Origin of the sequence: Rhizobium sp. P28RR-XV (genome assembly GCF_012641385.1) — a bacterium.
Classification (GTDB): domain Bacteria; phylum Pseudomonadota; class Alphaproteobacteria; order Rhizobiales; family Rhizobiaceae; genus Rhizobium.
Genome location: NZ_JABAIG010000001.1, coordinates 263,480 through 284,538 on the forward strand (window position 1 = coordinate 263,480; position 21,059 = coordinate 284,538).

17 protein-coding genes are annotated in these 21,059 nt (G+C 60.1%); 12 read left to right on the forward strand and 5 right to left on the reverse strand.

Annotation, left to right across the window (positions count from 1 at the left end; translation table 11 throughout):
* Positions 1-47: 47 nt before the first annotated feature.
* A complete protein-coding gene (locus HGP12_RS01290) occupies positions 48-722 on the reverse strand; it encodes an HAD family hydrolase (protein ID WP_168838751.1) in 675 nt (224 codons plus the stop codon).
* Positions 723-917: 195 nt separating this feature from the next.
* Between HGP12_RS01290 and rpiA the strand changes: the two genes are divergently transcribed.
* The 5 genes from rpiA to HGP12_RS01315 all read left to right on the forward strand — a co-directional run bounded on the left by rpiA (position 918) and on the right by HGP12_RS01315 (position 5,870).
* Complete coding sequence (gene rpiA, locus HGP12_RS01295) at positions 918-1,619, forward strand: ribose-5-phosphate isomerase RpiA (RefSeq protein ID WP_168838752.1); 702 nt, start codon at positions 918-920, stop codon at positions 1,617-1,619.
* 13 nt (positions 1,620-1,632) lie between these two features.
* Positions 1,633-2,190 carry a DUF2059 domain-containing protein gene (locus tag HGP12_RS01300; protein ID WP_168838753.1) on the forward strand — a complete coding sequence of 186 codons (558 nt, stop codon included), beginning with the start codon at positions 1,633-1,635 and terminating at the stop codon, positions 2,188-2,190.
* A 184-nt stretch (positions 2,191-2,374) separates the two neighbouring features.
* Entirely contained in the window at positions 2,375-3,760 is a 1,386-nt protein-coding gene (gene gor, locus HGP12_RS01305) for a glutathione-disulfide reductase (RefSeq protein ID WP_168838754.1), read from the forward strand.
* A 154-nt stretch (positions 3,761-3,914) separates the two neighbouring features.
* Positions 3,915-5,288 (forward strand): class II 3-deoxy-7-phosphoheptulonate synthase, encoded by a 1,374-nt coding sequence (locus tag HGP12_RS01310; RefSeq protein ID WP_168838755.1) that lies wholly within the window; start codon positions 3,915-3,917, stop codon positions 5,286-5,288.
* Between the two features lie 156 nt (positions 5,289-5,444).
* Positions 5,445-5,870: a GFA family protein gene (locus HGP12_RS01315; RefSeq protein ID WP_168838756.1), complete on the forward strand. Its 426-nt coding sequence runs from the start codon at positions 5,445-5,447 to the stop codon at positions 5,868-5,870.
* Between the two features lie 3 nt (positions 5,871-5,873).
* Here the strand turns inward: HGP12_RS01315 and HGP12_RS01320 are convergent, their stop codons facing one another.
* Positions 5,874-6,410, reverse strand: coding sequence for a DUF1003 domain-containing protein (locus HGP12_RS01320; protein ID WP_168838757.1), 537 nt, complete (start codon positions 6,408-6,410; stop codon positions 5,874-5,876).
* Between the two features lie 226 nt (positions 6,411-6,636).
* Positions 6,637-8,568 carry an LTA synthase family protein gene (locus HGP12_RS01325; protein WP_168838758.1) on the reverse strand — a complete coding sequence of 644 codons (1,932 nt, stop codon included), beginning with the start codon at positions 8,566-8,568 and terminating at the stop codon, positions 6,637-6,639.
* Between the two features lie 189 nt (positions 8,569-8,757).
* On the opposite strand from HGP12_RS01325, the gene HGP12_RS01330 reads away from it, so the two are divergent.
* The 3 genes from HGP12_RS01330 to HGP12_RS01340 all read left to right on the forward strand — a co-directional run bounded on the left by HGP12_RS01330 (position 8,758) and on the right by HGP12_RS01340 (position 13,213).
* Positions 8,758-10,437: an NAD+ synthase gene (locus HGP12_RS01330; protein ID WP_168838759.1), complete on the forward strand. Its 1,680-nt coding sequence runs from the start codon at positions 8,758-8,760 to the stop codon at positions 10,435-10,437.
* A 27-nt stretch (positions 10,438-10,464) separates the two neighbouring features.
* Positions 10,465-11,292 (forward strand): TolB family protein, encoded by an 828-nt coding sequence (locus HGP12_RS01335; RefSeq protein WP_168838760.1) that lies wholly within the window; start codon positions 10,465-10,467, stop codon positions 11,290-11,292.
* A gap of 166 nt (positions 11,293-11,458) precedes the next feature.
* Positions 11,459-13,213 carry an ankyrin repeat domain-containing protein gene (locus HGP12_RS01340; protein WP_168838761.1) on the forward strand — a complete coding sequence of 585 codons (1,755 nt, stop codon included), beginning with the start codon at positions 11,459-11,461 and terminating at the stop codon, positions 13,211-13,213.
* 42 nt (positions 13,214-13,255) lie between these two features.
* Here the strand turns inward: HGP12_RS01340 and HGP12_RS01345 are convergent, their stop codons facing one another.
* Entirely contained in the window at positions 13,256-14,008 is a 753-nt protein-coding gene (locus tag HGP12_RS01345) for a hypothetical protein (RefSeq protein WP_168838762.1), read from the reverse strand.
* 159 nt (positions 14,009-14,167) lie between these two features.
* On the reverse strand, positions 14,168-16,444 hold the full coding sequence (locus HGP12_RS01350) for an NADP-dependent malic enzyme (protein WP_409526814.1): 2,277 nt from the start codon (positions 16,442-16,444) through the stop codon (positions 14,168-14,170).
* 240 nt (positions 16,445-16,684) lie between these two features.
* On the opposite strand from HGP12_RS01350, the gene HGP12_RS01355 reads away from it, so the two are divergent.
* The 4 genes from HGP12_RS01355 (at position 16,685) to HGP12_RS01370 (ending at position 21,055) form a co-directional block, all read left to right on the forward strand.
* Entirely contained in the window at positions 16,685-17,440 is a 756-nt protein-coding gene (locus HGP12_RS01355; protein ID WP_168838764.1) for a glycerophosphodiester phosphodiesterase, read from the forward strand.
* Between the two features lie 113 nt (positions 17,441-17,553).
* Positions 17,554-18,360, forward strand: coding sequence for a UDP-2,3-diacylglucosamine diphosphatase (locus tag HGP12_RS01360; protein WP_168838765.1), 807 nt, complete (start codon positions 17,554-17,556; stop codon positions 18,358-18,360).
* A gap of 166 nt (positions 18,361-18,526) precedes the next feature.
* Complete coding sequence (locus HGP12_RS01365) at positions 18,527-19,744, forward strand: MFS transporter (RefSeq protein WP_168838766.1); 1,218 nt, start codon at positions 18,527-18,529, stop codon at positions 19,742-19,744.
* A 156-nt stretch (positions 19,745-19,900) separates the two neighbouring features.
* On the forward strand, positions 19,901-21,055 hold the full coding sequence (locus HGP12_RS01370) for an ABC transporter permease (protein ID WP_168838767.1): 1,155 nt from the start codon (positions 19,901-19,903) through the stop codon (positions 21,053-21,055).
* The last annotated feature ends 4 nt before the right edge of the window (positions 21,056-21,059 follow it).

Consider the following 21,059-nt stretch of genomic DNA (forward strand, 5'->3'; position numbering starts at 1 on the left):
AAAGAGCGGCCGAAACGCCGCTCTTTTTGTTGGAAATATCGAATATCTCAGGCCGCGAGCAACCCCTCGACCAGTTCCGGCGTGAGCTCGTCGTAGTGGTAGATAATGCGGTTCGGGCCGAGGGTTTCCACGCCGACGTCGGAATAGCCGAACGGGACGGCGACAGAGGGCACGCCGGCATTACGGGCGACGAGAATGTCATTGATGCTGTCGCCGATCATGACGGTGCGGGCGATGTCGCCGCCCGCGCGCTCGACGGTGCCGATCAGATGCTCGGCATGCGGCTTGCGCACCGTGAAAGTGTCGCCGCCGGTAATGGCCTCGAAATATTGGGTCAGTTCGAGCCGGTCGAGGAGCGTGCGCGCAAGCGATTCCATCTTGTTGGTGCAGACAGCAAGCTTGTAGCCTTTATTCCTCAGCGTCACGAGCGCGGCCAGGAGCCCGGGATAGGGCTGCGTAACGCCGGGCATCGTCTCGGAATAATGGGTTATGAAGCGCTGCAGGAGGGCCGGCAATTCTTCCGACGTCAACGCGTAGCCGTGCAGCTTGCAGGCCCGCTCGATCATCACCTGCGCACCGTTACCGACGAGATGCGTCACGTCGTCGTAGCTGACCGGCGGAAGCTCAAGCGCGGCAATCGTATGGTTGAGGCTGACGATGAGGTCCGCGTGCGTGTCGAGCAGCGTGCCATCGAGATCGAATACGACAAGGGGAGATTTCACCAGGAATCGGCCTTTGCATGGAAAAGGGTGTGTCTTTTGGAGTTAAAAGATCACGCGGGCAATTGCAACCGAAGCACCCCGGAAGCCTCGGCGGAGAGGGGCGGGGATTTCTATATCATGCCGTTATTTTGGCTTTCGTTTGGCTGGAGAGCCGTGTAAACAGCAGACCAACGTAACAATGGGAGCAGGTGGCGCATGGACGCCCGCCAGATGAAGATTGAGGCTGCGAGAGCCGCACTCGCTCATGTCGAGAGCGGCATGCGGCTCGGGATCGGCACCGGCACCACGGCGGAGGAATTCGTTCGCCTGCTCGCTGAAAAGGTCGCGGCTGGCCTCTCGATCCAGGGCGTCCCAACTTCCGAAAGAACGGCCAAGCTCTGCAACGAGCTTGGCGTGCCGTTGAAATCGCTGGACGAGCTTCCGGAACTTGATCTGACCATTGACGGCGCCGACGAGCTGGATGGCGCGCTGACGCTGATCAAGGGCGGCGGCGGCGCGCTGCTGCGCGAGAAGATCGTTGCCGCTTCCTCAGCCCGCATGATCGTCATCGCGGATCAAAGCAAGGTCGTCGAGACGCTCGGAGCCTTCCCGCTGCCGATCGAGGTCAATCCCTTTGGTCTCGTTTCCACTCGCATCCTCATCGAGAAGGCGACCTCGCGTCTTGGGCTCTCGGGCGCGTTCAACATGCGCCGCTCCGGCGACAGCCTCTTTGTCACCGACGGAGGGCATTACATCGTCGATGCATCTTTCGGCCGTATTCCTGATGCAGAGGCGCTGTCGAGCGAGCTCTATTCGATTCCCGGCGTTGTCGAACACGGGCTCTTTATCCATATGGCGACATTAGCGATCATTGCCGGCCCTGCCGGTGCGCGTACGTTGCAGGCGAACAATACATAGGAGCACTCATCTCATGATCAAATTTGCGGGTCTTGGCCGTCTTGCCGCTGCAACCATCCTTCTTTCGGGCATTGCCCTGGGTTCCGTGAACGCTCAGGAAGTTTCCGAGGATCAGATCAAGGCTGCGCGCGCCGCGATCAACGCACTCGGCATCACCAACCAGTTCGATAATATCCTGCCGAACCTCGCCGAGCAGCTGAAGAGCACGATGATCCAGGCAAACCCGAATTTTGGCGATGCGATCAACTCGACCGTTGACGCCACCGCCCTGGCACTCGCTCCGCGTCGTGCCGATCTCGAGCGCGAAGCTGCCGTGACCTACGCCAAGGCATTCTCGGCCGACGAACTCAAGGCGATTGCCGATTTCTACAATTCGCCGGCCGGCAAGAAGCTTCTCAAGGACGGCCCGCTCGCCACTCGCGAGCTCTACAAGGCTGCCGATATCTGGAGCCAGGGTATTTCGCGCGATCTCGCCAAGCAGAGCAACGACGCTCTGCAGAAGGTCGTCAAGCAGCCCGTCGCGGTGCCGGATGCCGGTGCCGCCGCAGCGCAGCCCGCGCCGAAGCAGTAAGCAGAAATTCCTTGCCTCGGCCATTTTCGGCGCGGACGTCTCGCGTTTTCGGAATGATCGGCTGGCAGTTGCAAATTCGAAGCCCGGACAAGATCCGGGCTTTTCTTTTTGTATCGCGGCTCCCTATATGAGTGCGAACCCCCAATGATGCTTTTGCGCATGTTCATTTCGACAGGAGCCACCGATGCCTTCGTTTGATTTCGACCTTTTCGTGATTGGCGGCGGCTCCGGCGGCGTGCGCGGCGCGCGCGTCGCGGCTTCGCTGGGTAAGAAGGTCGGTATCGCCGAGGAATACCGCTACGGCGGCACCTGCGTCATTCGTGGCTGTGTGCCGAAGAAGCTGTTCGTCTATGCCTCCCAATATAGCGAGCATTTCGAGGATGCAGCCGGTTTCGGCTGGACGGTCGGCGAAAGCAGTTTTGATTGGAAGAAGCTGATCGAAGCGAAGGACAAGGAGATCGCCCGGCTGGAAGGCCTTTATCGCAAGGGGCTCGACAATGCCAAGGCCGAGATCTTCGATACCCGCGCCGAGCTGGTGGATGCCCACACGGTCAAGCTTTTGAAGACCGGCCAGACTGTCACGGCGAAAACCATCGTCATCGCAACCGGCGGCCGGCCGAACCTGCATACGGCGCTGCCGGGGTACGAGCTTTGCATATCTTCCAACGAAGCCTTCCATTTGAAGGAACTGCCGAAGTCAATCCTGATCGCCGGCGGTGGTTATATTGCCGTCGAGTTCGCCAATATCTTTCACGGCCTAGGCGTCGAGACGACATTGATTTATCGCGGCGCCGAGATCCTGTCGCGCTTCGACCACGACCTGCGCAAGGGCCTGCATGAGGCAATGGAGGAAAAGGGCATCCGCATTCTCTGCCACGACATCATTACGGGCGTGGAGAAGGTGGAGAATGGGCTCAAGGTCCGGACCAAGAACGACAAGCCGCTGACGGTCGATACCGTCATGCTGGCGCTCGGCCGTACGCCGAATACCGAAAACCTCGGGCTTGAGGCAGCCGGCGTCGCAACCAACGAGCAGGGCGCGGTCATCGTCGACGAATATTCGCGCACCTCGGTGTCGAATATCTATGCGCTGGGTGATGTCACTGACCGGGTACAGTTGACGCCCGTCGCGATCCACGAGGCCATGTGCTTCATCGAGACCGTCTACAAGAACAATCCGACGCGGCCGGATCACGAGCTCATTGCGACGGCGGTCTTCTCGCAGCCGGAGATCGGTACGGTCGGATTGACCGAGGAAGATGCGGCCAAGCGCTATCCGGAACTGGAAGTCTATCGAGCGCAGTTCCGGCCGATGAAGGCGACGCTTTCTGGCCGCAGCGAGAAGATGATCATGAAGCTGATCGTCAATGCCGCCGACCGCAAGGTGATAGGCGCACATATTCTCGGCCACGATGCCGGCGAGATGGCGCAGCTTCTCGGCGTTCCCGTGAAGGCCGGCTGCACCAAGGACGATTTCGATCGCACCATGGCGGTGCATCCGACTGCCTCGGAAGAATTGGTGACGATGTATTCGCCGAGCTATCGCATTCGCAACGGCGAGCGCGTGTAACGCGCCCGGCTGGCCACATATATTGCCCGCGTCACAAAAGATCAGCACAGTAGTTCGCGCGCCTTTGCAAGCGGGTGGCAAAGGTTTATAAGCGCGCGTTATTTACGACGACGGGACTCCCGGCCGAGACCGGGCGCACAAGCAGGTGAGTGAGATGGCACAGAATTGGACACCGAACAGTTGGCGGCAGAAACCGATCCAGCAGGTGCCGGATTTTCCGGACAAGGCAGCGCTTGCAGACACAGAAGCACAGCTCGCAAGCTATCCGCCGCTGGTTTTTGCCGGTGAAGCCCGCCGTCTGAAAGCCCATCTTGCCAATGTGGCCGAAGGCAACGGTTTCCTGCTGCAGGGCGGTGATTGCGCCGAGAGCTTCGCGGAACACGGCGCGGACAATATCCGGGACTTCTTCCGCGCCTTCCTGCAGATGGCCGTCGTGCTGACCTTTGGTGCGCAGCTGCCGGTCGTGAAGGTCGGACGCATTGCCGGTCAGTTCGCCAAGCCGCGGTCCTCGAACATCGAAACGCAGAATGGTGTGTCGCTGCCGAGCTATCGCGGCGACATCATCAACGGCATCGACTTCACCGAAGATGCGCGCATCCCCAATCCGGAGCGTCAGCTGATGGCTTACCGCCAGTCCGCCGCGACGCTGAACCTGTTGCGCGCTTTCGCCATGGGTGGCTATGCCAACCTGGAAAACGTGCAGAAGTGGATGCTCGGCTTCGTCAAGGACAGCCCGCAGGGCGAGCGCTACCGCAAGCTTGCCGATCGCATCGGCGAGACCATGGATTTCATGAAAGCGATCGGCATCACCGCCGAGAGCAATGCGAGCCTGCGCGAGACCGATTTCTTCACCAGCCACGAGGCGCTGCTGCTTGGCTATGAAGAAGCCTTCACCCGCGTCGATTCCACGACCGGAGACTGGTACGCGACCTCGGGCCACATGCTCTGGATCGGCGACCGCACGCGTCAGGCCGACCATGCGCATGTCGAATATTTCCGCGGCATCAAGAACCCGATCGGCCTGAAGTGCGGTCCTTCGCTGCAGGCGGACGATCTCATTAACCTGATCGATATTCTGAACCCCGAGAACGAAGCCGGCCGCCTGACGCTGATCTGCCGTTTCGGCCACGACAAGGTTGCCGACAACCTGCCGCGCCTGATCCGCGCTGTCGAGAAGGAGGGCCGCAAGGTCGTCTGGTCCTGCGATCCGATGCACGGCAACACGATCACGCTCAACAACTACAAGACCCGTCCGTTCGAGCGCATCCTGTCGGAAGTGGAAAGCTTCTTCCAGATCCATCGCGCCGAAGGCACGCATCCGGGCGGCATCCACATCGAGATGACCGGCAAGGATGTGACCGAATGCACGGGTGGTGCCCGCGCCGTCGGTGCCGAGGATCTGCAGGATCGCTACCACACCCATTGCGACCCGCGTCTCAACGCCGACCAGGCGCTCGAGCTTGCCTTCCTGCTCGCTGAGCGGATGAAGGGCGGCCGCGACGAAAAGCGCATGCGCGCTCACGGCTGATTGAAACCAGATTTGCGAATTATCAGGCGGGCCGGCGAAAAGCCGGCCCGTTTGCTTTGGTGCTTGAGTGGATCAATCCGGCTGAAAGGCGCTTCGTTTCTTTGAATTTGACCTTGATGTCATTCTCGGAAAAGCTCCCACAAAAAGGGAGAGATCATGAGCGACGAACATTCTGGAGCTTGCCTTTGTGGCAGCGTACGTTTCAAGACACATGGCAAGCTGCGGGAGGTCGTCGCCTGCCATTGTTCGCAGTGCCGCAAGCAGACAGGGCTTTATTACGCAGCGACCAACGTGGCGATCGCCAACCTCACGATCGAAGGGGAAGACGCGATCACCTGGTATCGCGCCAGCACATTCGCCCGACGGGGCTTCTGCAGGACCTGCGGCTCGGCCCTCTTTTGGGCAGCAGATGGCGTGGACGAAATATCGATCATGGCGGGGCTGTTCGATCAGCCCAGCGACCTGAAACTCGCCTATCACATCTATTGCGCCGACAAGGGCGATTATTACGAGATCACCGATGGGCTGCCGCAATACAGGCACGACCATGCGGGGCTGCTGACGGCCGGCCCTTCCGATTGACCCTCAGATACCGCTTTTCTCGGCAACCAGCTTGCTCAGCTTGGCGATTTCTTCGCGCACCACCGAAAGTTCCGTCAGCACTTGCATGTCGATTTTCTGGTGCAACGACAAAACCTCGAGCTCGGCCTTGAGATTGACTTCGTAGTCCTTCGCCGCCTCGAAGCGGTCGCGTTCGGTCTGGCGGTTCTGCGACATCATGATGATCGGCGCCTGGATGGCGGCGAGCATCGAGAGGACAAGGTTCAGGAAGATGAAGGGGTAGGGGTCGAAGGCGCGCGTGGTGAGAAGAATGGTGTTGACGACGCACCAGAACACCAGGAACACCAGAAAGGTGATGATAAAAGACCAGGAGCCGCCGACACGGGCGATACCGTCCGCCAGACGTTGCCCCGTGGAGGCTTTCGCCGAGAGGGCCGCGTTGATATCGGTGGATATGATTTTTCGTTCATGCGCCTTCTTGAGAACGCGCTTTTCTATATCGCCGAGCTCGTCGGCGGTCTTGTCGAAATGCAGATGAACGAAATTGGGCAGATTATACATGGGAAGGCTCCGGCATCCTGGGTGGCGTTGAACGCAACTATTCGATCAACGGGCAAAAATGCAACGTTGAAAGAGCTTCAATCTCGATCACGCGTGGAACTGTTGCGTGTGCCGTCTGATGACGGACGTCGAAACACCGTCGCCCAAGGTTGGGCAATGACAGCGTGTCGCGGTTTCGGCGGCCCATGACAATGAAAATTAATTCTCTGATGCGGCAGGATAGGCCTTAACTGCTCTCCTGGCTGACCAGTTGCGCATGCGATGGGAAGAAGCGTTCCAACCCCTGCTGCCGGCCAAACATCATATCGAACTGCAGATAGCGATAATCGCGGACGATCGGATCGATTTCCTGCTCCTTGCGCGCCCAATCCGGGAAAGCCTGATTGTCGCGTGTTGCCAGCTGGTAGCGGTCAACAATGCTGTATTTCTTCTGCACGCGGCCGAGAAAGCCGGTGTAGAAGGGATGCTCGTAACCTGCTGTTTTCAAAACCTGATACGGGAGCTGCGACGGGCTGATGGTGCCGATGTCCTTGCGGACGCCCTTCTTGCTCGACCAGACGATCAGCGGCGTCTGGTGTTCCTTCTTCATGACATCGAGCGGGGCTTTCCGGGACGCCACCTGCTGCGACATGTAGCCGGTGTTCAGATAAACATTGCCGAGAGGCGGCAAATGATCGCCCCAGAGTACGATGATGGTTTCGCGGTCGCGTCTTTCGGCCCAGTCCATCAGCATCTTCAGGCTGCCATCGGCTTCGCGCACGCCCTGCGCATAGGTGGCGAGCGTTTCGCGGTCGTCTTCGCTCAGATTGCCGCCGATATGGACGGTGTTCTCAGCGTAGCGGTTGGCCTCGTAGGGGCCATGTCCCTGCAGGGTGACGGCGAAAAAGAAGAATGGGCGTTCGGCCGCGTCCCCCTCGCGCATGATCTCCTTCATGAGGGAATCGTCGGCCGCGAACATGCCGCGCTTGTCCATGGTCGGCAGGGTTTCCTCGGTATGGAACTCCTCGAAGCCGAAGGCGCGGTAGACCTCGCTGCGGTTCCAGAACCAGCCGCTGAAGGGGTGAAGCGCGCGAGCCGTATAGCCTTCGCCGCGAAAGAAGGTAGCAAGCGACGGCAGCGGGCGACGCACATATTGCTGATAGGGAATGCTGCCATAGGGAAGGAAGGCGTTGGAAAAGCCGGTCAACGCTTCGAATTCAACATTGGCGGTCATGCCGCCAAATTCAGGGGAGAAGACATTTCCCGATTGTCTGGCGCGGATCGTCGGCATCGGATCGGGCGTGAAGGCGACGTTGGAAAGCCGGGTCGGATCCCAGAGGGATTCGCTCATCAGCATGATGACGTCGGGCTTTTCGCGCGGGCCGGAGAGATAGCCGTAGTTCCGCGCCGGTATGGCATCGATAGCGTTGGGTCCGTAACCGGCCGGTGACTTGACGTCGGCCATCGGCAGGTTGAGCGCGAAAGCGATGACGAAGCCATTATAATTGTAGTTTTCGTTCTGATCCCAGACGATCGGAATGATGCCCAGTTTTTCCCGGATGAAGGAATATTGCGTCGGGTCCATTTGCGAGACAAAAAGCGTCGTGAGCGGCAAGCAGACCGAAAGCCGGCCCAGGCGCTCCCGCCGCGAAAGTGCGGCGGCGTGTTTCCAGACATAGCGCCCAAGCAAAGCGGTGGCAGCCAGGCCGGTGACGATACCGATGGCGAGTCCGACAGCAGTCCAGGGACGATCGCGCACCATGACCGGCATCAGCTCGATGATTTGCCTGGCAAACAGAAAATCGGAGGGATAGAGCGGATCGGACAGATAGTTCTGTTTCTGGCTGGAGATGAAGGCGGGAACGAGCAGCAGCGGCGCGACGACCAAAACCGACGAATGTGCACGCCCGACAAGAGCATCGATGATCAGCATCGCCAGCATGACGACGCCGATCGTGGCGAGGCCAGGGCGGGACGGCGACATGAGATAGGGCCAGACCGGAGCAAGCTCGCCGCGTGCGATCCATTCGACCGTCACGACGATGGACAAGGAGAAAAGTGAGGTCAGCAGGAGGCTCAGAAGCAGGCGAAGAGCAGCCGACTTCTGTCTCGCTGCGCCGATCTTCTGGAAAAGGGCAAGCCTGCCCGCGAGCGCGGACTCGATGACCAGTGCGACCAATGCCGTCTCCAAATGCTACAAAGTATTCGTATAATTGTCATGTTTCTGTCATGAACGACGGATGAACCGCAAGGCAGGCTTAGTATTTTTCCGTGTAGAAACACTGCCTATGCGCGTCGTGCGATCTTTGATGCGTGCGGGTGGCGGAAGTCGGTTGCGGAAGGAAGATGCCATCGCTAAATGTATGGCATGACAGAGCAAAGCCCGATCACCCACACCATCCGCATCGCCGTCGCGCAGCTCAATCCGACGGTCGGTGACGTCTCAGGCAATCTCGCCAAGGCGCGTGAAGCGCGCGCCGAGGCGGCGCGTGAAGGCGCGCAGATCGTCCTACTGACGGAACTGTTCATTTCCGGCTATCCGCCGGAAGATCTCGTGCTGAAGCCGGCCTTCATTCGCGCCTGCTGGAAAGCGGTGGAGAGCCTGGCAGCCGATACCGCCGATGGCGGCCCCGGCGTGATCATCGGTTTTCCCCGGCAGAACGAGACCGGCCGCTATAATTCGATTGCCGTGCTTGATGGCGGCAAGGTGATTGCGGTCCGTGACAAGGTGGACCTGCCGAACTATGGCGAGTTCGATGAAAAGCGCGTCTTTGACCAGGGCGCGATGCCCGGCCCGGTCAATTTCCGCGGCGTGCGGCTGGGCATCCCGATTTGCGAGGATATCTGGGGCGAGCTCGGCGTCTGCGAGACGCTGGCCGAAAGCGGTGCGGAAATCCTCCTGTCGCCGAACGGTTCGCCCTATTATCGCGGCAAAGTCGATGTTCGCCATCAGGTAGTGCTGAAGCAGGTCATCGAGACCGGCCTGCCGATGATCTATGCAGCCCAGCTTGGCGGTCAGGACGAGCTGGTTTTCGATGGCGCCAGCTTCGGCTTCAATGCCGACAGGACGCTGGCCTTCCAGATGAGCCAGTTCGAAACCGCGCTGGCGGTGACGACCTGGAAGAAGAATGGCGACGGCTGGCATTGCGCCGAAGGTCCGAAGGCGCATATTCCGGAAGGCGAGGAGGCCGATTACCGCGCCTGCCTGCTGGGCTTCCGCGACTATGTCAACAAGAACGGCTTCAAGTCGGTCGTGCTCGGCCTCTCCGGCGGCATCGACTCGGCGATCTGTGCCGCGATTGCCGTCGATGCCCTGGGCGAAGAGCGTGTGCGCACGGTCATGCTGCCCTATCGCTATACGTCGCAGGATTCGTTGAAGGACGCGGCCGATTGCGCCAAGGCGCTCGGATGCCGCTACGATATCGTGCCGATCGAAGATCCGGTGACGGGCTTCACCTCTGCCTTGTCCGATCTCTTCGAAGGCACCGAAAGCGGCATCACCGAGGAAAACCTGCAGAGCCGCGCCCGCGGCACCATTCTGATGGCGATCTCCAACAAGTTCGGCTCGATGGTGGTGACGACGGGCAACAAGTCGGAGATGTCGGTTGGTTACGCCACGCTCTATGGCGACATGAACGGTGGCTTCAACCCGATCAAGGATCTCTACAAGATGCAGGTCTATGCGCTGTCGCGCTGGCGCAATCTGCATGTGCCGCCGGGCGCGCTCGGTCCCTCGGGCGAGGTGATCCCTTACAATATCATCGACAAGGCGCCTTCCGCCGAGCTGAGGCCAAACCAGACGGACCAGGATTCGCTTCCGCCCTATCCGGCGCTTGACGATATCCTCGAATGCCTGGTGGAAAAGGAAATGTCGGTCGAAGAGATCGTGGCGCGCGGCCATGATGTCGCGACCGTGCATCGGGTCGAACACCTGCTCTATCTCGCGGAGTACAAGCGCCGGCAGTCGGCGCCGGGCGTGAAGATCACCAAGAAGAATTTCGGTCGCGACCGCCGCTATCCGATTACCAACCGGTTCCGCGATCGCTGATCGCACCCCGGCACAGGAAGAGGACGAATGCGCAGCTCGGTCGAGATCTACAACATCCGCACCGGCGACAACCGGGTGGTCTGGCAAACAGATGAGCTCGTCGAGGCGCCGAACTATTCGCCTGACGGACGCTATCTGCTGCTGAATGGCGACGGCCTGCTCTATCGGCTGCCTCTGGACGGCAGCGGTGGCGTTGCGCGCGTCGACACCGGCTTTGCGACGCGATGCAACAACGACCACGGGATTTCGCCTGACGGTTCGCTGATTGCCATTTCCGACAAGACCGAGCATGGCAAGGCCTGCATCTATGTTCTGCCTGCAGAGGGCGGCACGCCGAGGCAGGTTACGACCAATCTGCCGTCCTATTGGCACGGTTGGTCGCCCGACGGGCGGCGCTTCTCCTATTGCGGCATCCGCGACAATGTATTCGATATCTATACGATCTCGATCGATGGCGGCGAGGAGACGCGGCTGACGCATGGCGAGGGCCGCAATGATGGGCCGGATTTCTCGGCCGACGGGCAATGGATCTATTTCAATTCGAGCCGCACCGGCCTGATGCAGATCTGGCGCATCCATCCCGATGGCACCGGCCTTCAGCAGGTGACCCACGACAATTACGGCAACTGGTTCGCCCATCCATCGCCAAAGAACGATAAGGTCGTCCTGATCTCCTACGATCCCGATGTCTTCGATCACCCGCGCGATCTCAATGTGCGGATGCGGCTGATGGATATGGATGGTGGCAATATCACGGCGCTGTTCGAGCTTTTCGGCGGGCAGGGAAGCATCAATGTGCCGAACTGGTCACCGGATGGTGATGCGTTCGCCTATGTGCGGTACGAGCCCGTTTGACCACTCTGGACAGATTGCAACCGGCGCTATAGATCTGGACGCGTTCGCAGGGCGCATCCGATCCGCGGGAAGGGCAAGGCCCACCTGATGCATGTAGAATGAGACTGCCACACCTCTTTTCAGTCTGTGGGCGCGGATACCGGACGTAAATGGAAGGAGGTCTATCGTGACCACGCGCTCTTTGGCGAGCAACGCCACCCTCGATTCCCTGAAAAAACAGGCCAAGTCTTTCCTCAAGGCGGTCCAAGCCGGCGATGCCTTGGCGTGCAGCCGCGTTACGCCCTATTTTGCCGACATTGCCGGTGTGGGATTGCAGGACATTCAGCTTGTTCTTGCCCGTGAATTTGGTTTCTCCAGCTGGACGAAGCTCAAGGCGCATCTGGACGGCGATCGCAGGCGCGTTCCGCCTGACCAGCTCGCCAACCGTTTCCTGTCGCTCGCGACGGTTTCCTACTTTGCCAATATTCCCGCCGATCCCGCGCGGTTCGATGAGGCGCTGCGGTTGCTTGAAGACAATCCGGAGATTGCCGGAGAAAGCATCCATGTCGCTGCCGCGCTCGGTGATGCTGACGGCGTAGGTCGCTGGCTCGATCGTCAGCCACAGCTTCTTGATCGCAAGGGCGGGCCGCATGATCTAACGCCGCTGATGTATGCTGCCTATGCTCGCGTGCCCGGCCGCTCCAGCCTGCCGGCCGCCCGCGAACTCGTCAGGCGCGGCGCTGATGTCAACGCGTTTTTCCTCGATGCCGGCCAATATCGCTTCACCGTCCTGACCGGCGTCTTTGGCGAGGGCGAGGCGGGAAAGGATCGTCAGCCACCGCATTCGAAATGCGAGGCATTCGCGCGGCTGCTGCTGGAAGCAGGTGCCGAGGCCAATGATAGCCAGGCGCTCTATAACCGCATGTTCGAGCCGGACAATACCTGCCTGAAACTGCTGCTGGAATATGGTTTGTCTGCCACGGATATCAACAATTGGCTGGTGCGCGAGGACGGTAAATTCGTTGCGAACTCGCAGACCGTTTTCGATTATCAGCTCGCATGGGCGCTGGAGCATCGCATGGGCGAGCGGGTGCGCCTGCTGGTGGAGCACGGGGCGGATGTCGTTAAGCCGGTCAATGGGCGAACGCCTTACGAATGGGCACGGCTAGGTAATGACAAGGATCTCACATTGTATCTCGTTCAGCAGGGAGCTGTGGCGGTTCGTCTGAAACGCGAGGATTGGGTGTATATCCAGATTCAGCAGGGAGCCCGGAATGAGGCAGTCGATCCGGCGATAGTCGTCGAGCATATAAAGAGAATTGCGAGCGAGCTCGATATTCCTGAAGCGATGCGCCTGGCTCATCCTGCCATGCTGCACGAGGCTGCTGGCGAAAATGATCTGCGGGCCGTTCGTCTCATGTTGGCGCTAGATTTCGACGTCAACGCCATGACCAGCCGCACGCCGCTGCATGAGGCAGCCCTTCACGGTCATATCGACATGGCGAAGCTGCTGATCGAGCATGGGGCCGATACCGCCATTCGCGATCCCCATTTTTACGCGCCGCCGATCGGCTGGGCGGAATATAATGACATGACCGACATGGTCGAATTTCTGAAGACCTATCCCTCGGATATCTTTGCTGCGGCAACTTTCGGGCTTACCGATCAATTGGCCGATCTTCTTGACGGCCATCCCGAGCAGCTAAACCTCCGCTTCGGCGCTTTTCGCCCGCGCGGACAGCCTTCCGACCGTGATTGGATGACGCCCCTCGGCTTTGCCATCTTCAACGGGCGTGCCGACGCGGTGCGTCTGCTGCTGGAGCGGGGCGCGGATCGAGCGGTAAAGGATGCTTCCGGGCAATCCTATCGCGATCTTGCGGCGGAAACGGGCGATGACGCCATCATATCGCTTCTGCGTCAGCGTGAAATCAGCTTGCGATAAAAGGCTGGAGCGGTCGGGGGGCCACGCAAGACACCCGGCTGCTTATTGGGCCGGCTGGGGGCCGGCTGCCTTCGGATGCTTGAGGTCTATGCTGCCCTGGTCGGTCGCAAGGAATTGCGGCCCGACCTGACGGACCTTTTTTGCGGACGGATCGTAGGGACGGTCGGGCGGGAATTGCTGCGGCGCGGCTTGTGTCACCACCGGCGCTTTCGCTGCCGGCGCCTGCTTCTGCTCCAGGCTGGAGTTCTTCTGGAGCCTCGGCGTTTCGATGACGGTGACAGAGCTTTCCGGCTTGGCCAGGGACTGCTCCTGCGGCGCATAGGCATCCAGCTTCGTATGGGTGTCGATGACGATATCCGGCGTTGCCGAAGCCGGCAGGCTGCAGCCGTTCCGCTGCATCGCATCCAGCAATTGCCGCCGCTGCATGGTGACGGCATCGACGCGGCCGACGCTTTCCTCGCGCTGATCCATCAGCGTGGCGAGATCATCCCGCATCTGATCCAAAGACATTCGCTTGTCGTCGCAGGTGCCTTGATTGTCCTCCCCGCCGAACGGCATGTTCTCATCCTCCACGCAGCCCTGTCTGCGCAGATCGCTCATCGTCCGGCGGATCAGCAGGTTCTGCTGCACGATGGCGCGCGAGAGCTGGCGTGTTTCCTGGCTCGCGCCAATCACTTCGTCGATGTCTACATAGCGGCCGCGCAATTCGTCGCAGAAATTCACCTGAGCGACGCTCGGCGTGGCCGTCAGCAGGGACAGCAGGGCGATGGAAAAAAGGTTTGTGCCGCGGTTCACGGTTCTGCTCTCGAAAGCGGTTGGAAGTCGCTCCAGATTACACGTTGTAGCTTAACAACGTATCCATGAAAACGCATGGATTTCGAGAGTATTTTTACGAAATTGAAGCTCGCAGCCGTCTGATGACGGCTGCGAGAATTTTGCCTGGGGCATCTGGTGTTAGACGAGCTGCGATGCCTCGACCACAGCCAGAGCCGCCATATTGACCACGCCGCGGGAAGTGACCGACGGCGAGAGAATGTGAGCCGGCAGCGCCGTGCCGAGCAGGATCGGGCCGACATGCAGGCCGTCGGTCATGGTCTTGACCACGCCGAGCGTGATGTTGGCGGCATCGAGGTTCGGGAAGACGAGCAGGTTGGCCTCGCCGGAAAGTGCGCTGTCCGGCATGACGTGGCGGCGCAGGCTTTCGGAGATGGCGCTGTCGCCATGCATTTCGCCATCGACTTCCAGTTCCGGTGCGGCGGCACGAACGAGCGCCAGCGCGTCGCGCATCTTGGTGGCGCTTTCCGATTCCCGCGAGCCGAAGTTGGAATGCGAAACCAGAGCGGCACGCGGCTCGATGCCGAAGCGCTTGATTTCTTCCGCCGCCAGAACGGCCGATTCAGCAATTTCCTCGGCGGTCGGATTAAACGTCACATAGGTATCGGTGTAGAAGGTGGCGCCGCGCTGCGAGATGAGCAGGCTCAGTGCCGAAAAATCCCGAACATCCGGCCGCTTGCCGATGATCTGCCGGACGATGCGCAGATGGCGCTCATAACGGCCTTCCAGGCCGCAGATCAGCGCATCGGCTTCGCCGCGCTTCAGCGCAAGCGCTCCGATCACGGTCGCGTTGGTGCGGACGATCGTGCGCGCAGCCTCGGGGATGACGCCGGCGCGGCCGACAAGCGAGAAATAGAGGTCGACATATTCGCGGAAGCGCGGATCGTCTTCCGGATTGATGACGGCGAAATCGGTATGCGGGCGGATCTTCAGACCGTAGCGCTTCAGGCGGGTTTCGATGACCGACGGACGGCCGATGAGGATCGGGACGGCGGTGCCTTCCTCGAGCAGGACCTGGGCGGCGCGCAGCACGCGCTCGTCTTCGCCTTCGGAGAAGACGACGCGCTTGCGTTCCGCGATCTTCGCGGCCGCGAAGATCGGCTTCATGATGAAGCCTGAGCGGAAGACGAAACGGTTGAGTTGGTCCATATAGGCGTCGAAATCGGTGATCGGACGCAGTGCCACGCCACTGTCGGCGGCGGCTTTTGCGACGGCCGGCGCAATGCGCAGGATAAGGCGAGGATCGAAGGGCGAGGGGATCAGGTAGTTCGGCCCGAAGACCAGCGTTTCTCCGGTATAGGCGCGGGCGGCGACATCGGAAGGCTCTTCGCGGGCGAGTGCGGCGATGGCGCGCACGGCGGCCATCTTCATCTCTTCGTTGATCGTCTTGGCGCCGCAATCGAGTGCGCCGCGGAAGATATAGGGGAAGCAGAGGACGTTATTGACCTGGTTCGGGAAATCCGAACGGCCGGTGCAGATCATGGCGTCCGGGCGGGCGGCGCGGGCGAGATCAGGCATGATTTCCGGCGTCGGGTTGGCGAGCGCCATGATCAGCGGCTTTTCCGCCATCTGTTCGAGAAGTTCAGGCTTCAGCACGCCGGCGGCGGACAGGCCGAGGAAGACATCGGCGCCGGGAATGGATTCGGCAAGCACGCGCTTGTCGCTGTCCTGCGCATAGACCGATTTCCACTCATCCATCAGAACGTTGCGGTCCTTATAGACCAGGCCTTCGATATCGTGGACCCAGATGTTCTCGCGCCTGGCGCCGAGTATCACCAGCAGGTTGAGGCATGCGAGGGCCGCGGCACCGGCGCCGGAGGCGACGATCTTGACGTCCTCTATCTTCTTGCCGGCCAGCTCCAGCCCGTTGAGGATAGCGGCGGCAACGATGATGGCTGTGCCGTGCTGATCGTCGTGGAAGACCGGGATTTCCATCTTCTCGCGCAAGCGGCGCTCGACATCGAAGCATTCCGGCGCCTTGATGTCCTCAAGATTGATGCCGCCGAAGGTCGGCTCGAGCGCCGAAATCGTGTTGACCATCTCATCGACGGTCGGGGCTGCGATTTCGATATCGAAGACATCGATGCCGGCAAACTTCTTGAAGAGAACGGCCTTGCCTTCCATGACCGGCTTGGAGGCGAGCGGACCGATATTGCCGAGGCCCAGCACGGCGGAGCCGTTCGAAATCACGGCAACGAGATTGGCGCGGGACGTATAGTCGGCGGCCGTCTCGGGATTGTCGCGGATGGCAATGCAGGGGGCGGCGACGCCAGGGGAATAGGCAAGTGCCAGATCGCGCTGATTGCCCAGCGGCTTTGTGGCTTGAATTTCCAGCTTGCCGGGGCGGGGATAGCGATGGAAATAAAGAGCCTGATCGTCGAAATTGCCGCTCGCCATGTTCTTGGCTGCTTTCGAAGTGTCATTCGTATCCAACTCGCGTCTCCATTCCTGCCTGCGCTAGAGACCCCTCCATACATCAATCGCTTCGCCTTCACAGTATGCAATTGATGCCGCCGCGCGTTTTTGTCGTGGCAAAGTGCTCGTTCCCGGTTGCATTGCCGCAGGTCGCCCCGCCGCAGCCGCGTCATCAGGAGTTCATTGCGACGACCTATGACGGTCGCAAGCGGAGATTTCCTCATGACTTTGATTGCTTGCCATCGCGGTGGTGCCCATCTGTGGCCCGAGAACACCAGGCTTGCCTTTTCGGAGACGGCCAAGCTCGACGTCGACCTCGTCGAATTCGACGGCCACCAGACCCGGGACGGCAAGCTCGTCGTTCACCACGACGCGCTGATCGACCGCATGACGGACGGCAGCGGTGCGATCGCCGATTTCAGCCATGACGAGTTGATGCGCCATATCGTGATCGGCAGCGGCGGTGAAACCATTCCGACATTGATGGAAACCATCGATATCTTTGGACCGTCCGCCGTCGATCTCCGCCTGGAGATCAAGACCAAGGCGGATGGCTCGCCATATGAGGGCATGGAGGGCCGCATTGCCGATGAGCTGCTGGCGACGGGCATGCTGACGCGCACGATGGTGACGAGCTTCGCTTTGCCGCGCCTGGAGGCCTTCGGCGCCGCGCTCGACGAACGTGGCCTGAATGTCGGCGAACTGCTCGGCTTCATCTTCCTCTGTTCGCCCCAGGCTGCCGCGCAATTCGGCTGGAATGGGATTATGGCGGCTCTGCGCAGCTCGGGGCTGCGGGAGATCGCAATTCGCGCCAATGCGCTGGACGCGGAGATCATGGAGTTCTTCCGCAGGGGCGGCGTGAAGGTGCATGGATGGGCCGCACACACGGACGAGGCGGCGCGAGCCATGTTTCGCCTCGATGTCGCCAGTTTCACAAGCGACCGTCCGGACCTCGCAATCGCGGCCAGACGCGGTTGAACCTGGCCGAAAAGCCGGCAGACACAGGGTTTGTCATCTTCCTGAAACACGAGTCTGGTTTTGGAATAGCGAAGGTAGATAGGGCACGGACTGAGAAGTTCGTGAATGAAAACATGGACACCCGGCGATTCCGAACGCTGTTCATTTCTGACGTGCACCTGGGCTCGAAGGCCGCCAAGGCGGACTACCTGCTCGACTTTCTCCGTCACCACGAGGCCGATACCATCTTCCTGGTCGGTGATATCGTCGACGGCTGGCGCCTCAAGCGCAATTGGTACTGGCCGCAGGATTGTAACGACGTTGTGCAGAAGCTCCTGCGCAAGGCGCGCAAGGGCACGCGGATCGTCTACATTCCCGGCAATCACGACGAATTCCTGCGTGATTTCCCCGGCATGCATTTCGGCGGTATCGAGGTGGCGCAACGCGCCATGCATGAAGCGGCCGACGGCAAGAAGTATCTCGTCCTGCATGGCGACGAATTCGACGTCGTCGTCCGCAATGCCCGCCTGCTCGCCTATCTCGGCGACTGGGCCTATGACATGGCGATCCTGATCAACATCGGTCTTGCTGCAGTGCGCCGCCGGCTGAACATGCCTTACTGGTCGTTCTCGGCCTGGGCGAAGCTGCAGGTGAAGCATGCCGTCAACTTCATCGGCGAATTCCAGCGTGTCGTTGCCGAGGAAGCCAAGCGCAATAATGCCGATGGTGTGATCTGCGGTCATATCCACCATGCCGTCATCGAGGATCTCGACGGCGTGCGCTATATCAATACGGGCGACTGGGTGGAAAGCTGCACGGCGATCGCCGAGCATGAGGATGGCACGTTCGAACTCATCACTTGGCGGAGCATTCTGGAGACGCAGCCGGCCGGCTCGCCAGTCGAGGAAATGCCGCAGTCGCTCGGTGCTCAGGCGGCCTGATCCAAGTCTTTTCACGGACTTGATAATGGCCTGTCATAATTATTGATCGTCGTGGAACCGCCGAAGCCTAGGATTTATCCGAAACGTTACGGTGTTGGCCGTTTCTCGCCATGGTCGTATTCTCGATAGCATGATAGGGACAAATAAGTTCCCCTTCAGGTCTGTCATGATTCCCGCGATCAAATCCTTCCAGGGCGAGGGTGCGCCTCCTTATTTCCGCCTGCGCACCGCCTTGTCCTATTGCGCTCCGTTATTCGTGAACGGAATTGCGCTGCCGTTCTTTCCCGTCTGGCTGGCGGGGTTGAATTTCAACGACCACGAGATCGGTCTCGTGATCGCAATCCCCATGGTCGTACGCGTCCTGGTAACGCCGGTCATCGCCGTGTTGGCGGATCATATGACGGAGCGTGCCGATGTGCTGCTGTGGTCCGGCGCCCTGTCGCTTCTGACGGCGATCGCGCTCTACTGGACCAGCGACTTCTGGCCGGTGCTTCTGGTCTATGGCATCCAGGGCGCAACCTATGCGCCATATGTGCCGGTGGTAGAGTCGATCGCCATGTCGGGTGTGCGTCGCTGGGGCTTCGATTACGGCTCCATGCGCGTGTGGGGATCGATCACATTCATCCTGTCGACCCTTCTCGGCGGTCAATTGATCGGCATGTGGGGCGGAGCGACTGTATTGCCTGTCATGGTGGCAGGTTTCGTTCTGACGACGCTGATGGGCCTGTTTGCTCCGCGCATCGGGCCGACGCGCCGCCGCAACCAGCCGATCAATCTGCAGCCGCCGACCGGAAATTTGCGCTCCCCGCAGTTGCTCGTCACCATGATCGGGGTATCGATACAGCAGTCGAGCCATGCGATGCTCTATACGTTCGCGTCGATCTATTGGCGCAAGCTGGGCTTTTCCGGCGCGGAGATCGCCGTGCTCTGGAGCATCGGTGTGGCTGCGGAGGTGATGGTCTTCTTCCTCTCGAAAAAGCTGAGCCGGCGGTTCAGCGCGTGGACGCTGATCTTCTTCGGTTCGACCATGTGCATCCTGCGCTGGGTTCTGTTTCCGATGAATTTCGGTTTCATGGGCTATTTCGTGCTGCAGTGTTTTCATTCCTGCACCTATGCCTGCGTCCATACCGGCATCCAGCGCCGTATTGTCGCCTCGGTCCATGAAACGCAGGAATCATCGGCTCAAGGCGCCTATTATTTCTACAATGGTATGTTCCTCGGCCTGATGACGCTGGCATCCGGCTATCTCTATGCCTGGCTGGGCCTCGAAAGCTATTATGTCATGGCCGGCATCGCCGCTTTCGGCCTGGGCATGGTCATTTTCGCCTACGGGCTGCAGGCCGGGAAGCCGGCGATGGGCGGGGGCGCTCACGGCGTGTCCTAACGCGGTGCAACAAATTCATTTGGATATCAAAAAGCCGTGACATATGTTGGCACCGGCGCGAGATGGAAATTCCCTGCCTAGTCGGTGTATTAAGCATCGACCATGCGGGCTCTCTGAGTCGGCGCATGTTGTGCCAGATTTGAAAGACGCGTAAATTTGAAAGCGGCCGAACAAAAGTCCGATGCACCGAGGATCGACGATGCGCCCGAAGGCGCGGGTCATCGCTATCGGCTGGAGGGTAATTGGCGGAGCGCCAATGTGCACGGCGTGCTGCGGCAGATCGAGCAGCTGTCGAAGCGCAGCTCCGGCGGCGAAGTCGTGATCGATCTTTCCGATCTTTCGGATGTCGACACGGCGGGTGCGCTGCTGATCCGCCGGCTCAAGGAAAGCCAGGAAGCACATAAAGCCCGCGTTACGATCGAAGGCTCCAATCCGCATATCGACGAATTGCTGACGGCATTCGATGAAGATCCCGATGCTGAGGCCGGAGAGCCGAAACAGAAGACATCGCTGGCGGAGCGGATTCTCGCGCCGATCGGCAAGAGCGTCTATGAGATCTGGGGCAATCTTGTCGCCGCCATGTACATATTGGGTTCGGCCGTACGCGGTGCGCAGCTCAAATTCGGGCGCGGCAGCGGCGTTTCGCCAGCTTCGATCGTTAACCAGATCGATCACATGGCGGTACGCGCCGTTCCGATCATTCTGCTGATGTCATCGCTGATCGGCGCCATCATCGCGCAGCAGGGGGCTTTCCAGCTGCGCTATTTCGGTGCCGAAGTCTTCGTCGTCGATCTGGTCGGCATCCTGCAATTGCGCGAAATCGGCGTGCTTTTGACCGCGATCATGATCGCCGGCCGCTCCGGCAGCGCGATCACCGCGGAAATCGGCTCGATGAAGATGCGTGAGGAAGTCGACGCGCTGAAGGTCATGGGCCTGAATCCCATCGGCGTGCTCATTTTCCCGCGGCTGGTGGCATTGACGGTGGCTTTGCCCTTGCTGACGGTCCTTGCCAACTTCGCCTCGCTTTTCGGTGCCGCGATGGTTGCCTGGGGCTATTCCGGCATCACCATTGCGACCTTCATCTCCCGCCTGCATGAGGCGATCAGCCTCTCCACGGTCATTTCGGGTATGATCAAGGCGCCGTTCATGGCGCTTGTCATCGGCATCGTCGCGGCGGTGGAAGGATTGAAGGTCGGAGGCAGCGCCGAGTCTCTGGGGCAGCACGTGACCTCGTCGGTGGTGAAGTCGATCTTCGTCGTCATCCTGATGGACGGGCTCTTTGCCATGTTCTACGCAGCAATTGATTTCTGAGGAA

Bases quoted from the DNA above. Each gene is read 5' to 3' on its own strand.
- HGP12_RS01310 (WP_168838755.1), top strand. From the start codon at position 3,915: ATGGCACAGAATTGGACACCGAACAGTTGGCGGCAGAAACCGATCCAG.
- rpiA (WP_168838752.1), top strand. From the start codon at position 918: ATGGACGCCCGCCAGATGAAGATTGAGGCTGCGAGAGCCGCACTCGCT.
- HGP12_RS01365 (WP_168838766.1), top strand. From the start codon at position 18,527: ATGATTCCCGCGATCAAATCCTTCCAGGGCGAGGGTGCGCCTCCTTAT.
- HGP12_RS01355 (WP_168838764.1), top strand. From the start codon at position 16,685: ATGACTTTGATTGCTTGCCATCGCGGTGGTGCCCATCTGTGGCCCGAG.
- HGP12_RS01300 (WP_168838753.1), top strand. From the start codon at position 1,633: ATGATCAAATTTGCGGGTCTTGGCCGTCTTGCCGCTGCAACCATCCTT.
- HGP12_RS01360 (WP_168838765.1), top strand. From the start codon at position 17,554: ATGGACACCCGGCGATTCCGAACGCTGTTCATTTCTGACGTGCACCTG.
- gor (WP_168838754.1), top strand. From the start codon at position 2,375: ATGCCTTCGTTTGATTTCGACCTTTTCGTGATTGGCGGCGGCTCCGGC.
- HGP12_RS01330 (WP_168838759.1), top strand. From the start codon at position 8,758: ATGACAGAGCAAAGCCCGATCACCCACACCATCCGCATCGCCGTCGCG.
- HGP12_RS01320 (WP_168838757.1), bottom strand. From the start codon at position 6,410: ATGTATAATCTGCCCAATTTCGTTCATCTGCATTTCGACAAGACCGCC.
- HGP12_RS01315 (WP_168838756.1), top strand. From the start codon at position 5,445: ATGAGCGACGAACATTCTGGAGCTTGCCTTTGTGGCAGCGTACGTTTC.
- HGP12_RS01350 (WP_409526814.1), bottom strand. From the start codon at position 16,444: ATGGCGAGCGGCAATTTCGACGATCAGGCTCTTTATTTCCATCGCTAT.
- HGP12_RS01335 (WP_168838760.1), top strand. From the start codon at position 10,465: ATGCGCAGCTCGGTCGAGATCTACAACATCCGCACCGGCGACAACCGG.